This is a genomic window from Serratia liquefaciens ATCC 27592, assembly GCF_000422085.1.
Classification (GTDB): domain Bacteria; phylum Pseudomonadota; class Gammaproteobacteria; order Enterobacterales; family Enterobacteriaceae; genus Serratia; species Serratia liquefaciens.
Genome location: NC_021741.1, coordinates 3,001,225 through 3,014,844, shown reverse-complemented (window position 1 = coordinate 3,014,844; position 13,620 = coordinate 3,001,225). Strand labels below are relative to the sequence as shown.

Annotated in this window: 19 protein-coding genes; 18 read left to right on the top strand and 1 reads right to left on the bottom strand. The window is 47.6% G+C overall.

Translation table 11 applies throughout. The features are described from left to right. The first annotated feature begins 3 nt into the window (after positions 1–3). The 14 genes from M495_RS14125 to M495_RS14055 all read left to right on the top strand — a co-directional run bounded on the left by M495_RS14125 (position 4) and on the right by M495_RS14055 (position 9,503). Positions 4–330 (top strand): hypothetical protein, encoded by a 327-nt coding sequence (locus M495_RS14125; RefSeq protein ID WP_020827340.1) that lies wholly within the window; start codon positions 4–6, stop codon positions 328–330. Positions 331–333: 3 nt separating this feature from the next. Next, positions 334–729, top strand: coding sequence for a DUF4054 domain-containing protein (locus M495_RS14120; protein ID WP_020827339.1), 396 nt, complete (start codon positions 334–336; stop codon positions 727–729). Then, positions 730–1,176, top strand: a complete 447-nt coding sequence (locus M495_RS14115; RefSeq protein WP_020827338.1) for a hypothetical protein — start codon at positions 730–732, stop codon at positions 1,174–1,176. A gap of 137 nt (positions 1,177–1,313) precedes the next feature. Then, entirely contained in the window at positions 1,314–1,544 is a 231-nt protein-coding gene (locus tag M495_RS26040; RefSeq protein WP_236615012.1) for a hypothetical protein, read from the top strand. Further along, a complete protein-coding gene (locus tag M495_RS14105; protein WP_020827336.1) occupies positions 1,544–2,086 on the top strand; it encodes a phage neck terminator protein in 543 nt (180 codons plus the stop codon). The genes M495_RS26040 and M495_RS14105 overlap by 1 nt, the downstream gene beginning before the upstream one ends. Then, on the top strand, positions 2,087–3,565 hold the full coding sequence (locus M495_RS14100; RefSeq protein ID WP_020827335.1) for a DUF3383 domain-containing protein: 1,479 nt from the start codon (positions 2,087–2,089) through the stop codon (positions 3,563–3,565). A gap of 12 nt (positions 3,566–3,577) precedes the next feature. Further along, on the top strand, positions 3,578–4,018 hold the full coding sequence (locus tag M495_RS14095) for a phage tail fiber protein (protein WP_020827334.1): 441 nt from the start codon (positions 3,578–3,580) through the stop codon (positions 4,016–4,018). Between the two features lie 8 nt (positions 4,019–4,026). Beyond that, positions 4,027–4,434, top strand: a complete 408-nt coding sequence (locus M495_RS14090) for a hypothetical protein (protein ID WP_020827333.1) — start codon at positions 4,027–4,029, stop codon at positions 4,432–4,434. Between the two features lie 214 nt (positions 4,435–4,648). After that, a complete protein-coding gene (locus M495_RS14080; RefSeq protein ID WP_020827331.1) occupies positions 4,649–6,475 on the top strand; it encodes a hypothetical protein in 1,827 nt (608 codons plus the stop codon). A 2-nt stretch (positions 6,476–6,477) separates the two neighbouring features. After that, positions 6,478–7,287, top strand: coding sequence for a hypothetical protein (locus tag M495_RS14075; protein WP_020827330.1), 810 nt, complete (start codon positions 6,478–6,480; stop codon positions 7,285–7,287). Then, entirely contained in the window at positions 7,287–7,598 is a 312-nt protein-coding gene (locus M495_RS14070) for a phage baseplate plug family protein (protein WP_020827329.1), read from the top strand. Before M495_RS14075 ends, M495_RS14070 begins: the two co-directional genes overlap by 1 nt. Next, complete coding sequence (locus M495_RS14065) at positions 7,595–8,452, top strand: baseplate hub protein (RefSeq protein ID WP_020827328.1); 858 nt, start codon at positions 7,595–7,597, stop codon at positions 8,450–8,452. The genes M495_RS14070 and M495_RS14065 overlap by 4 nt, the downstream gene beginning before the upstream one ends. Beyond that, positions 8,452–9,039 (top strand): hypothetical protein, encoded by a 588-nt coding sequence (locus M495_RS14060; protein ID WP_020827327.1) that lies wholly within the window; start codon positions 8,452–8,454, stop codon positions 9,037–9,039. The genes M495_RS14065 and M495_RS14060 overlap by 1 nt, the downstream gene beginning before the upstream one ends. A 2-nt stretch (positions 9,040–9,041) precedes the next feature. After that, on the top strand, positions 9,042–9,503 hold the full coding sequence (locus M495_RS14055; protein WP_020827326.1) for a hypothetical protein: 462 nt from the start codon (positions 9,042–9,044) through the stop codon (positions 9,501–9,503). A 22-nt stretch (positions 9,504–9,525) separates the two neighbouring features. On the opposite strand, the gene M495_RS14050 is transcribed toward M495_RS14055, so the two are convergent. After that, complete coding sequence (locus M495_RS14050) at positions 9,526–9,984, bottom strand: hypothetical protein (RefSeq protein WP_020827325.1); 459 nt, start codon at positions 9,982–9,984, stop codon at positions 9,526–9,528. A gap of 139 nt (positions 9,985–10,123) precedes the next feature. Between M495_RS14050 and M495_RS14045 the strand changes: the two genes are divergently transcribed. From M495_RS14045 to M495_RS25045, 4 genes are read left to right on the top strand one after another with little or no spacing between them, the layout of a single operon-like run. Then, positions 10,124–10,483: a hypothetical protein gene (locus M495_RS14045; protein ID WP_020827324.1), complete on the top strand. Its 360-nt coding sequence runs from the start codon at positions 10,124–10,126 to the stop codon at positions 10,481–10,483. 7 nt (positions 10,484–10,490) lie between these two features. Next, the gene (locus tag M495_RS14040; protein WP_020827323.1) at positions 10,491–11,729 is read left to right on the top strand and encodes a baseplate J/gp47 family protein; all 1,239 of its coding nucleotides are present in this window, start codon (positions 10,491–10,493) and stop codon (positions 11,727–11,729) included. Continuing rightward, entirely contained in the window at positions 11,729–12,316 is a 588-nt protein-coding gene (locus tag M495_RS14035) for a DUF2612 domain-containing protein (protein ID WP_041415446.1), read from the top strand. The genes M495_RS14040 and M495_RS14035 overlap by 1 nt, the downstream gene beginning before the upstream one ends. Before the next feature lies 1 nt (position 12,317). Then, positions 12,318–13,607 carry a glycine-rich domain-containing protein gene (locus M495_RS25045; RefSeq protein ID WP_041414663.1) on the top strand — a complete coding sequence of 430 codons (1,290 nt, stop codon included), beginning with the start codon at positions 12,318–12,320 and terminating at the stop codon, positions 13,605–13,607. The last annotated feature ends 13 nt before the right edge of the window (positions 13,608–13,620 follow it).

Sequence of the window (13,620 nt, the reverse complement as noted above, 5' to 3'; positions counted from 1 at the left end):
TCGATGGCTAAGCCTTCAACATATGTAATCGGCTGCAAGCTGCCAAACGGTCTTTCATTCACTCACAATGGCATGAAGATCGTTCTGGCAGGGGCGAATTCTTCCGCTCTGGTTAATGGTTTTGGTTTAACCAAAAACGTACCCGCCGATGCCTGGGAGTCCTTTGCCCTCGTGCATAAAGACTCTAAATTCATTCGCAACGGCGTGGTTTTTGCTGTTTCAGATGAAATCTCAGCTCAGGATGCAAGTCTTGAGCGCTCAGCGGTGAAGACCGGACTTGAGCAGGCGTCGCCGAAAAGTGCAGGCGTGGAGCCAGACAAAGAGGAATAAACCATGGGCGTAGTGACTTTGGATATACCAACGTTCCGCGCCATGTACCCCGAGTTCTCTAACGTTACTGATACTCAATTGCCCTACCTTTTCAGCCAAGCCACCGATTATCTGAATAATACTGAATTCTCATTGGTAGATGACGTCGATAAGCGAGAGAGATTGCTCTACTTGCTTGTGGCTCATTTGGCATATCTGAGGTTCGGGAATAACAAAGGTAACGGCGGGTCTGGACTGGTGGGGCGCATTAATTCTGCGTCAGAAGGTAGCGTTTCTGTTTCTACCGATGTCGGTCAGGTTGAGTTTAGATTTGCCTGGTATGCCCAGAGCCCTTACGGATTGGATTTCTGGCAGGCTACGAAAGTATACAGAATGGCAAACTATTATCCGGGGTGCTAAATGGCTGGCGGACTTGAAGCGTATCTAAAAAATATGGAAGAAAAGCTGAATGCGACAGAGGTTCGCGCCGGTTTTCTTGAGGGATCGACATACCCTGATGGCACCCCAGTGGCAATGGTAGCCGCAAGGAATGAGTATGGTGATCCGGGACATAACCAACCACCAAGGCCGTTCTTCCGCACTGCAATCGCGGATAATAGTGCTGAGTGGGGGGGGGATATTGCTCGCGGGCTGGCTGCCGGTCTTTCTGCAGCGGAAGTTCTAGAGGCTGTTGGTGCAAAGATTAAAGGTGATATCCAGGAATCAATCGCAACACTGATGGAACCCAAGCTTTCTGATGCCACCATTCAATCTCGCCGGACAAGAAAAGAAAGACCAAATAACTCAACCAAGCCGCTCGTAGACACCAAGGTTATGATCGGAGATGTGAATTACGAGGTCAAATAATGAACCTACACGGAATTGTGAGCGGAGCAATCGGCACGGTTAACCCATTCGTACCGGCGCAGATAAAAATCAGCACTGGAAGCACCACATTGCCGTCTGGCAAGCGGGAACCTTCTTATTCAGTCACAGACGTCTCTGTGCAGCTGCAGGCTCTCAGTTACAAAGACCTGATGCATATCGATGGGTTAAACCTTCAGGGTGTCGTAAAGGCCGCCTACGTTAACGGAAACTTCAATGGCGTCAACCGGCCTAAACAGCAGGGCGGCGATCTGCTAATCGTCAACGGCGAAGAGTGGCTGATTGTCCAACCGCTTGAAGAGTGGCCAGACTGGTGCAAGTTCGTGGTTAACCTGCAGAGGCAAACATAATGGCTGCCTCTATCAGCATTTCAGATGACGACATCACAACCGCCTTGCGCGGTTTTTTATTGTCCTTAATAAGCACTGAAGTGGTGCTGGCGCAAGAAAACCGAGTGCCGATGCCAGGCGGTGATTTCTGCACAATGACTCCGTTGGGAGTGAATGGACTGTCGACCAACCGATATTCATACACCGATCCAGGGACGGTCACTGGCGGGACCCAGCAAACAACGCGCACTAACGTGTGGCGCTGCCAACTCGACTTCTACGGTGAAACAGCTCAATCAAACTCGCTTATCGTCGCAACCATGGTCCGCTCTGAATTCGCAGTAGAGCAATTTAAAACCATGGGCTATGACATTAGGCCGCTTTACTCCGGCGAACCTCACCAGACAACGATGATCAACGGAGAACAGCAATATGAATCGCGCTGGACGTTAGATTTCTCAGCTCAGGTTAACGCCGCAATCACCACACCAATGCAATTCATGGACATCATCGACATCGGCCTTGTAGAGGTCGACACAAAATTCCCACCGGAGAATGCATAAATGGCAATTCCTATTACCAAAGACGTTCGTATCAATCCGGGCGTGCTTGCAGCAGGCGGCACGGCGCTTGATTTGAACGGGCTGATTTTGACCGACAGCGCTTATGCACCGGTTGGATCGGTTTTATCATTTTCCTCTGATGAAGACGTGGCCAAATATTTTGGTAGCGCATCACAGGAAGCAGCAATGGCGACCATCTACTTTGCGGGCTATAAGGGCTCAACCAAGCAGCCCGGAAATTTGCTGTATTCACAGTTCAACACGGAAGACATTTCCGCCTTCCTGCGTTCTGCTTCAATGGCCGATGTAACCCTGGCACAACTGAAGTTGCTGACCGGCACAATAATCCTGACCGTAGACGGAACCCCGGTAACATCTACAAGTATTTCTCTTAGTGCAGCAACTAGTTTCGACAATGCCGCAACGCTGATCAAAACAGGCATTGGCTCTAGCGTGAACGTAGTTTGGGATACCAACACCAAGGCTTTCATCATCTCATCTGCTACAGATGGTGATAGCAGCACCATTACCTACGCTACCGGCACTCTTTCCGCTGGGCTCAGACTAACCGCTGCTTCAGGGGCTGTATTATCACAGGGCTCTGATACTGCGGTGGCTTCCGATGTAATGCAGGCAATTCTTGCAGTTAATCAAAGCTTCGCACTCTTCACCACCACATTCACTTGCGATCAGCCACAGCATCTTGCCTTTGCAGCATGGGCAAGCGCTCAGAACTATCGTTTCGGTTATGTCGCCCATGACCTTAGCGCTAATGCGATTGTACAGGACAGCACGGACAACCTGACTTATGCGCTGATAACCACTTACAGTTACGGGCAAACAGTGCCGGTTTACGGCTATCAGGTCCATGCTGCATCAGTGCTGGGCTACGCAGCCTCGCTTGATTTCGACAGAGCTGAAGGCCGCGTGCCATTTAAATTCCGTTCGCTGGATGGATTGCTGGCTCAGGTAAGTGACTCAAGCACCTATGATGTACTAATCGCCAATGGTTACAACTTCTATGGCGCGTACAGCGCGAACAACTACAGCACTAAATACTGGGCTGATGGCACTATAACCGGCGATTTCAAGTGGCTTGATTCATTCTGCTTCCAGATTTGGCTGAACGCCAACCTGATGCAAGACGCGATCGAGATGTTCCAGGCTAACCGTTCATATCCATACAACAACGCCATGAAGGCTGCAGTAGAGGCTTCCTTTGCCGACACCATCGCGCAGGGCGTTGCATTCGGCGGTATTCGCACCGGTATCACTCTATCTGGTTCTCAGAAGTCGCAAATTCAGAACGCTGTTGGCGTGGATATTTCTTCGACTCTCCAGGCTAAGGGTTGGTATCTGTTTATCGCAGATGCGACACCAGAGCAGCGAGCGGCGCGGAAATCACCGAGCATGACCTTCTACTACTGTGACGGCGGCAGCCTGCAGAAACTCACCCTTGCATCAATTGAAGTGCAATAGGAGCTATAGAAAATGGCAAAGACTATTACAAGTGCCGACTCCACATTCGCACTTTCAGTAACAAACCTGTTCCCTACAGCTCAGAACTTGCAGGGATATGCTGCTGACGCCATGTTCGCAATGGGTGACACCGAATTTGCACAGACTGTTCGTGGTGCGGACGGGAAGCTATCAGCTGGTTTCGTGTTTGGGCAATATCTGCAAACGGTAACCATCATGCCAGACAGTGATAGTTACGACATGGTCCAAACATGGATGAAGACATCCCGCACGGCAATTGCTGTTTTTCGGTGCAACGCGACGATCATCATCCCAGGGATGCAGGCTAAATTCACACTATCTAATGGGGTGTTGGTGAGAAGTAAGGCGATGCCAGATGCGCAGCGTGTTCTGCAAGCCATTACATTCCAGATCGACTGGGAAAACGTCACAGCTGAACCATTTAGTTCTTAAGGATTACCATGGCCCGTAAAGAAATCTATTACACCGTCTCTGGCACCAAAGGGCGCGATGAAGGGAAGATGTACCACATCCTTGAAATGTCAGCTTCCCAGGCTGAATGGTGGGCTATCCGTGCAGGATTGGCAATGGCGCGAAACGGAGTAGAGTTGCCTGAAAACTTCTCTGATATGGGCATGGCGGCAATGGCAACAACCGGACTAAGTCTGGTTGCTAAAATTCCAGCAGAGGAAGCAAAGCCATTGTTGGAGGAACTGATGGCTTGCGTGCAGTCAGTGCCTAACCCTGCAGACAAGAAGGTGGAGCGGCCACTTATCGAGACTGACACTGAAGAGGTTATGACTCGACTTAAGCTAAGGGCGGAAGTGTTCAAGCTACATGTGGATTTTTTGCAAAACGTCGCCCGTTAGACCTTCCCACAATAATGCCAGAGGGCGGCGACACGCTAGTTGAAAGCGTGAACATACCCAAGACCATATTCACGGTTATATCCAGTGATCTTGGGCTGGCGAAACTCTATGAGCTGGACACGATTTATGGGCTTGAAGACCTGTGGAAATTTCTAGAGGTGATCACAGTCCATAACTACAACCAATACCTCATTAACAAGCGGAGTGAGCGCTAATGGCGACTATTATTGATGCTTTGGTGGTCACTCTTGGCCTGGATGCATCAGGATTTAAAAAAGGGCAGGAAGAGACCAAAGAGAGCCTCGATAAGACCCGTAAAAACTCAGAGCAGACAGCAAAGGATATGGAGGCCGCAGGTAAAAGAGCGGCCTCTTTCTTTGGTTCAATCCGCACTGAATTGCTGGCGCTGGTTGGCGTAACGCTTTCGGCTAATGGCATTAAAAACTTTATCACGAGTACGGCTAATAGCCTGCAGCAGCTTGGCATTAACTCTAAAGCACTGGATATGTCGGCCAAGTCGCTGGACGGTTGGAGCCGAGCTGCAGAGGCTGCAGGTTCAAGTGCAGAGAAGATGCAGGGAACCTTGGCAGGGTTTCAAGGGATGCTGACAGAGGTTAGAACTGGCGGGGGGAAAGATAACCCGCTAATGATAGCCTTGAGTGCTTTTTCAGGAGCAACCGGTACAAGCTTTGATTATAAGAACGACAATTCAGAATCCATAATGCGCAAGATTGCCCAGAACTGGGGGCGATTGAAAAATGATGACTTAAAGCGTAGATATGCAAGCATGTTTGGGTTCGATAACTCCACTCAGTTAGCGCTTTCTAATGGCAACTTAGTATCGGACGCTGACCGGTTTGCAAAAATATCCAAGGCTAGTGAAGAAGCTACTGATAAGGCATCGAAATTCAACCGTAGACTCGTTGAGATGAAGCAGAATTTTTCTGCCGCCGCACAGGTGTTGTTTGAGGCGTTAATTCCTTACATAGAAAAACTGATTCCTCTCATAGAAAGTTTTGGTGTGTGGATAACCACACATGGACCAGAAATTGAAAGATTTTTCAGAGATACAGCTGACACCATAAACAAGGTAGCTGAGGCGGCAGGAGGCTGGCAGAACGTCATGGAAGGTCTGTTGATATTCATTGGCGGTAAGTGGCTACTTGGCATGATATCCGCAATTGGTGGCGTGAAAGGTGCGCTGATAGCTCTGTCGAGAGTCAGTCTCATTGCTGGGTTGGTTGAGCTGCAAAAGTACGCAGAAGTTCTTGAGAAGAAATATGCGTGGCTTACCGATAACCCTGTTGCAAACACCTTGAATAACCTTCCTGGAATGGAGGGTGCTGATAGTTACGGAAAGATGTTTCATGATTGGGTGAAGGAAAAAATTGGAATAAACCTGCCTAGAGCTGATGGTTATGGGCAGGATGATGAGGTAGAGCAGCGAGCACAGTCTTCAAACGCACCTCGAGGCATTAGAAATAATAACCCTGGCAACCTCAACTATGCCAAACAAAGCGGCGCAACGAAGGAGTCTGGACCAAATGGTAGATTTGCTGTTTTCAACTCCATGACTGAAGGAGTCTCAGCCCTCTATAAACAGATCCAGCTCTACTTCCAGCGCGGCACAGACACCATTTCAGAAATTGTCAATAAATACGCTCCCGCCAGCGACAATAATAATGTGATGGCATACATCAACTCCCTCGTTAAAGCTACCGGGAAAGGCGCTCATGAGTCATTGGCAAGCTCTGACATGTCGACGATATTCAGCTTGTTGAAGGGAATTATTAGCCATGAGAACGGAAAAGGATATGTCAGTGATGATGAGATTATGCGAGGGATACAAGTTGGTTCTAGGGCCACCATGCAGCGCAATTCTGGCAGCTATGGCGGCGTCCCTGCCAATAAAACAGATATCCATATTGCAAAGGCAGAGTTTGTAACATCGGCAAATAATCAGCAGGCCCTTGCTCAAGATGTACAGCGTAGCGTCGGCAGAAATAGTAGGTTGACACCATCTTTATCAGGACAGGGGTGATCATGTCGTTCTCTCTTAATGAAACAACCCTATTAAGTGCCATCAATGGCGGCGGACTTCTTTCTATCCTGAATGGCACTCTTTCTCCAGGGTATGGGATTTATACCTCTGGTGGAGTATTGCGGGCGCTAAACCCATCGTCATTTATTGGCATCGAGTATGGCGCGGATGCTTCTGTTGTATCCGCACCCATAGAGAAAGGGTCATATAGCTCGTACAACAAAGTAAAGCGGCCGCCAGTTATTCGGGTGGTTTTCACCCTTGAGGGATGGTCTGGGTTCAGTGGCGGCCTACCAAACTTGACAAACTTTTCACTTACGAGCAGGTCTGACATGCTCGCTGCGCTAGATGAAATGGTGAGCAGCGCTCAGTTGTATGACATAGAGACCCCTGACACAACGTATGAAAGCTATGACCTAATCAGGTTTAACTATCAAACATCAGAAAAGGCTGTGACGCTACTCACTGTAGAGGCGATATTCCAAGCAATTCTACAAGAGTCCGAAGTAGTCCTAACTAGCGCCACAGGGAATAACCCAGGAGAAGTTCCTATTTTTGATGTGCGTAGCGCAAATGGCAGAACTATTGTAGGAAACTCATCTGCTTCTGGTGTGACGCTGTCGGATGTGAAGGGCGCACTGTCTGGATTGAAAGGATCAATATCTAGCGCTGCAACTAAAGTGGCATCATCAGTCAGTTCAGCTGTTGCCGGGGCTACCAGTGGCGTCACTGGGGCTGTAAATGGTGCTGCCACATCATCCATTAATAAACTATCAGATGCGGTTGCAGAGCTTGTTAAGGGGTTATCATAATGCAGGAGATCACCCTAAAACCTATAAAGGCCCAGCAGGTTAATGCCACCATTGGGGGGCAGTCTTGCCAGATCCGCTTAGTGCAGAGAACCACAGGTTTGTTTATAGACGTAGCTTTGAATGGCCTCTGGATTGTTCAAGGCGTGATCTGTTTGAACTGCAATAAGTTAGTTAGGTACGCGCACCTCGGACTACAGGGGGAGCTGTTCTTTGCTGACACAGTAGGAGATGCAGATCCGGCATTCGACGAACTAGGTACGAGGTTCCGGCTCTTTTATGCTACAAAAGAAGAAATGGAGTCTGCACAATGACGTACAAAAAGCGGAGCCTAAAATTTCAGTTTACGCTAAAAAGCGGGAAATTTGATGAAAATGGGAATGATATTTTAACCATAGATAACATCAAGGCTGAAATTGAAGTTGGTGCTTTTGGTGGAGTTTCTGGCACAACGCTTGAGGCGCGCGTTTACGGACTTAGCGAAGAGAAAATGGCCCTCCTAAGCTACAAGGGGATTCAAATAAATGGCCCCGCACAAAACATGGTAAAGATATGGGCAGATGATAAGCCTATTTTCTTTGGTGCAATCATGAGTTGCTATGCAGACATGAACCAGATGCCAGATGCTCCACTCATGATTAGTGCCAATGCTACCGGTTTCGATCAGTCCGTCAGGTGCAAGGATTTCTTTGTGAAGGGAGTGGTACTGGTTTCGGATGTTATTAAATCAATATCTAAATCAATAGATTATACGGTTGTTGATTCAGGGGTAATGGATACTGTTGAAAATCCATTTTACTCCGGGAATGCCATTGAGCAGATAACCAAATGCGCTCAAGATGCTGGTATTGAAATTGATATAAGGCTTGGGATTATCTATATCTGGCCGCAAAATGGAGATGTTGATGCTGTAGTTCCATATGTCTCACCTGAAAATGGATTGATTGGATACCCTATATTTAACAATTATGGAGTTACCTTCCAGTGCGTCTATAGCAACCTTATAACTAGAGGCCGCAGGGTTAAGCTGAAAACCTCAATCCCAAATGCTAGCGGTTCATATGTAGTTGTTGGTGCGGTTCATTATCTATCATCTTGGACTGAAGGTGGCCCTTGGATGACAATAGTTCATGCCGCCATGGGAGAGTTAGATACGGTGAGACAATAATGAAAAATCTATTTACTGTCCGCCCTCAGGACATGCTCACAGAAGCAAACTCGCAAGACTTCATAATGAGACAGTTTCTCATGAAACATGCATTTATAAGCCTTGGCCTGGTTTTAGGAGTTTCTGAGTCTGGCAGTTCTGTTGATGTTCAGCCGATGCTCCATGGATTTAGTGGTGGCGGCGAAAAGATTGAGAGGGGAACCATATTTGGCGCACCGGTATGGAGACTACAGCGAGGAAATAGTGCTGTTATCATGAAGCCTGTGATCGGTGATATTGGATTAATTGCTATGTGCGATCGCGACATCAGCACCGTGAAAAGCACAAAATCACCAGCACTCCCTAACTCTAACCGGGCGCATAGTTATGCGGATGCAATTTATTTGGGTGGAGTTCTCAATGGCACTCCAACTCAGTACGTTGAATTTGCAGATAAAATCAACATCATTTCCCCTTCAGGTATAAATCTAAATGGCGTTACTATTCATCCAGATGGTCGTCTGGAGCTAGTGACTGGGGTTATCGTGGATACGCATGTTCATGGTGGTGTAGAATCAGGTGGAGACACAACATCTACTCCGGAGTAGAAATGAACAACGCGCGTGTATTTATTGCTTCGTTAATTATTAGCTCTATACCGATCCTTGCTCACTCCCAAGAAAGCAAGGTAAATCACCTGCCGCCGCAAGATAAGGTGTATTCAGCATGCTACAACCAGGGTGCATTTTTGATGTATGCGGCTAGTGCCGGAACTTTGTATATAGACCCATCCATACCACCTGAAGAGGTTCTGGCTAAGACAGGGAGATACACAACAGACACCTCGGCATATGACAGGATGGTGGAGAATGCGTCTAAATTTGGTGTTGCACTTCTATTAAGCAAGAAAGAAATAACTGGGTATGTTAGGTACTTCTATGAAAACCAAGATGACGCAAGGTTCTATTCATCCCCAGTAACTCCGGACGCGATGTTAAATGACTGCACCATAAATCCGAAAAAGTTCATCCCATCATACTCAAGATTGGAAAGTGCAGGAAAATTGAATTGAGACAATCCACCCTTTGGTTGGTTTAAAATGCGAAAACTGGCTTTGTGTGGCAACTACATCCTACTAGCTGACCAGGGTGGATTCTTCCGAACCAGCCAGTTTTCATGCCCTTTTTAATGTGGAACACCTTACCAGTGTAATTTGCGTGGTTTGGATGTTTGCACAGGAAGCTTTCGTATAACCACGTTCCAGTAATGATGCCTATACTTGATTGCCTATCTCTTTCAATAACTGGCCTAACAAGACTCCACAGTATACTTGCCAGAATTCCTGAAGATTTCTGGTTAAGTCCAGTGGCATCGATAATGAAACTTTTTAATGCATGCAGGTTAGGCCCGTGCTTGACAACTTCACGGTAAATCCCCCTTTTCCCCTTAGCCTCTAAGATGGTTTTATTGATGATTGAGAAGTCTTCCGCACAGGTGTTTTTGGGGAACATATTTTCTATGATTAATCTTTCTTCCGTGCTTATGGATGCCATAAAGAAAATCCGCTTGTTTGGGCACGAAATGATGCAACAGATTAGGTGCACTGTGAACCCTGATGTTTGATCAGTCCCGCTGCATTTTATACCTCACAACCAACCCGCTTCGGCGGGTTTTTTTATGCCCGGAGAAAACATGATCACGAAGTCGATGCTTCTGAACACTGACACCTGGGATTTGCAGCTTGACGACTTTGGCAACATTGCGCAGACAGAAAACCCCTACGCGGTGGCGCAAGACGTAGCCACAACCTGCAGCACCTTTTCAGGTGAATGCTGGTATGACACTACACTCGGACTACCGTACTACGAGAAGATTCTTGGCCACTGGCCTGGCACTCAGTACGTGAACACCAAGCTGCAAACCGAAGCCAAAAAGCTCCCATACGTCCAATCAGCAACCTGCTCAATTGTTATTGGCCAGTCAGACCGCAAGGCTTCTGGCGTCATGGTCATCACCGATACGAATAACGTAGAAAGCACCATTCAACTCTGAGGCACTCATGGCTGATTCAGTAGTAGTAACAACCGCCGTACCTGCGGTGACGATCACCGAAACCGGCTTAGCCATTCCCGATGAGCTGGACATACTTAATGGCCGCTTGAGCGATCTGGATACAGCAATGGGCGGCGGCATGAGCACCAGTCTGACCACGCCTCAAGGGCAGATTGCGATGAGTGACACGGCCATCATTGCAGCAAAGAATGATGAGCTGGCAAAGATAACAAACCTAATTAACCCAGATTACACCTACGGTCGCTACCAAGATGGTATCGCGCGGATCTATTTTATCGACCGTATTGCTGCAACTGGAACACTTGTCACCGGTACCTGTGAGGGACAGGTGGGGGCAATTATACCGGCCAACAGCATCGCACAAGATTCTAACGGGTACCTCTACTACTCACTAGCGCCTGCAACGATACCGGCATCAGGGTCGATAGATATTGTCTTCCAGAATCAAACTGAAGGTCCCGTTGCATGCCCAATCGGTGCATTAAACACCATCTACAGAGCCGTGATTGGGTGGTCTAGCATTACCAACCTGGCGGCCGGGGTGTTAGGAAATGACGTGGAGGGGCGGGCTAATTTTGAATATCGCCGCAAACAGTCGGTGGCAAAGAACGCAAGGAATACCTTGGCTTCAGTATATGCCGCTGTTCTGGCTGTGGATGGCGTGTCAGATGCTTACGTTACCGACAATAAGACCGGATCTGCAGTGAATAAGGGCGTAACAAACTACAGTGTATTAGCCCATTCAATTTACGTAGCGGTGTACGGCGGTTCGGCTAGCGGAGTAGGGACTGCAATATTCAACTCCGCCCCTCCTGGCGTCAACATGAATGGAACAACCACCTTTGTTGTTCAGGACGACGAAAACTATGTTTATCCATACCCCGAATACACAATTAAGTGGGTTACACCAACAGCCGTAAGCGTACATTTCAAAGTTGAAATAGAAAGTAACGATTCGCTACCGTCAAATATCTCTGCGTTAGTACAGCAAGCAATAATCAACTCATTCAACGGTGATGATGGTGGTACTAGGGCCAGGATAGGGTCAAAGATATTTGCCGGTAGGTACTATTCTGGCGTTCAGTCTATCGACCAATCAAACATAAACATACTAGGCATCACTATATCCAAGGATGGAACTACATACACTTCTTCCGTCGAATTCGGAATTGACCAAATACCCACAATTGACGCAACAAATATAGATGTTGAGTTGGTGGCATGATGGATAGTCCAGCAGATACAATCCTTGCTCAATACGCAGGAAGTCCGAAGCTTAGAAGCATAATCGAAACATTCAACACGACGATGGATACAGGTAAGTTTTTAGATGATTTCTACGATGTTATATGGAATATAGAAACCGCCGATACATATGGGTTGGATGTCTGGGGAAAAATCGTTGTTGTCAGTAGATTACTAACAGTAACCCCTAGTGAAAAGTTTTTTGGCTATGATGAAGCAACTAACATCACCCCAGTAATCGATGACCCTCAACCCTTCGACCAGGCTCCGTTTTATACCGGGGAGCAACAAACATCCACCGTTTCCCTGACAAATGATGCATACAGAAAGTTAATAATGCTCAAGGCAATGGCAAATATTACTGATTGCACCATTCCAAGCATGAATAGGATGCTGATGTATATGTTTGGAAGTAGCGGAAAGGCATATGTCCGAAATGACGGAGATATGGTGATGACTTATGTTTTTGAGTTTCAACTTTCAACGGTAGAATTGGCAATTGTCCAAAGCTCTGGAGCATTGCCATTCCCGGCCGGTGTCACCGTAAACATTGAACAGCAGGTATAAAATGAATTCCTCAGACATCCCTTCTCGCACGACAAAGGCATTCTCTGTTAATGGTAATAAAAATAGCATTCCTGTAGATTCCACAGGAACTACGCTAGCCGATGGTGACGCTACTTTTGATAGTGGATTCCCTCCATTAACTATGACCCCGATTAGTGCAGGTGGTAAGCCACCTAAAGGAAAGGATATGAATGGCATTCTTTATGCCATTACTCAAAAGCAGCAGTGGCAGGATGCGGGGATGAGTTATCCATATAACTCCGCATTCTCTACATCTATTACTGGATATCCAAAGGGTGCAATAATCCCTAATAGTACATACAGCGGTGTGTGGATAAACCTCACGGAAGCTAATATTAATAATCCAGAGGTGTCTACAGCAACTGCAACGGGTTGGGTACCTTTGGCTGGGTATGGTGATACATCCATTACCATGAATTCAGCGAATACCACCCTGACGACGCTGCAGGCGTCGAAAGACCGAATTGTTATCAGTGGGACTCTGACCTCGAACTTATATCTGTATTTCCCTCCGTGGCTGAAAGACTGGATTATTGATAACAAGACTGCTGGCGCATTTAGCGTTGTCTGTACAACAACAGCAGTCGGCGCGGTCGGCGTACCCTCTTACCCAAAATCAGTGATCCAGATTCACTGCGATGGCACGAATATGAGCAGCTATTCGCCCTCCAGCGGAATGGCAACCTATACGTCTTCAGGATCGTTTTTGGTACCTCAAAATGTCACATCAGTGAAAGTGACATGCACTGCAGGTGGAGGCGGGGGGGTCGGCTGCCAGGCAGCAACAACATCAGATACATTTTCAGGATCAGGTGGAGGCGCGGGGGGAACGGCAATTGGCGTGTATACAGTTATTCCTGGCTCAGTAATACCCATTACGATTGGCGCAGGAGGGGCTGGAGTTAATGGGCCAACAGTGGGAATGAACGGGGGGGCATCATCATTTGGGGCTTTCTGTCAGGCTACTGGAGGCTCTGGCGGTGGGTTTGCCAGTTCAGTTAACACGGCTGGCGGCGGTGGAGGGGCCGCAACCGGAGGGAATATTAACATATTCGGTGGTGATGGCAGTGACGGACAAAACGCAACTGCAAGGCTGACCGGCAACGGTGGCTCATCTTATTTTGGCGGAGGAGGTCGCGCAGGCTCGGGTGGTGGTATATCTGCCCGTTCTTATGGAGCTGGAGGAGGAGGTGCATATGATTCAGCCTTCACCAACACCATATATGCAGGAGGCAGCGGCAAGGCAGGTGTTGTAATCATAGAGTGGTGAAAAAAACAATAAT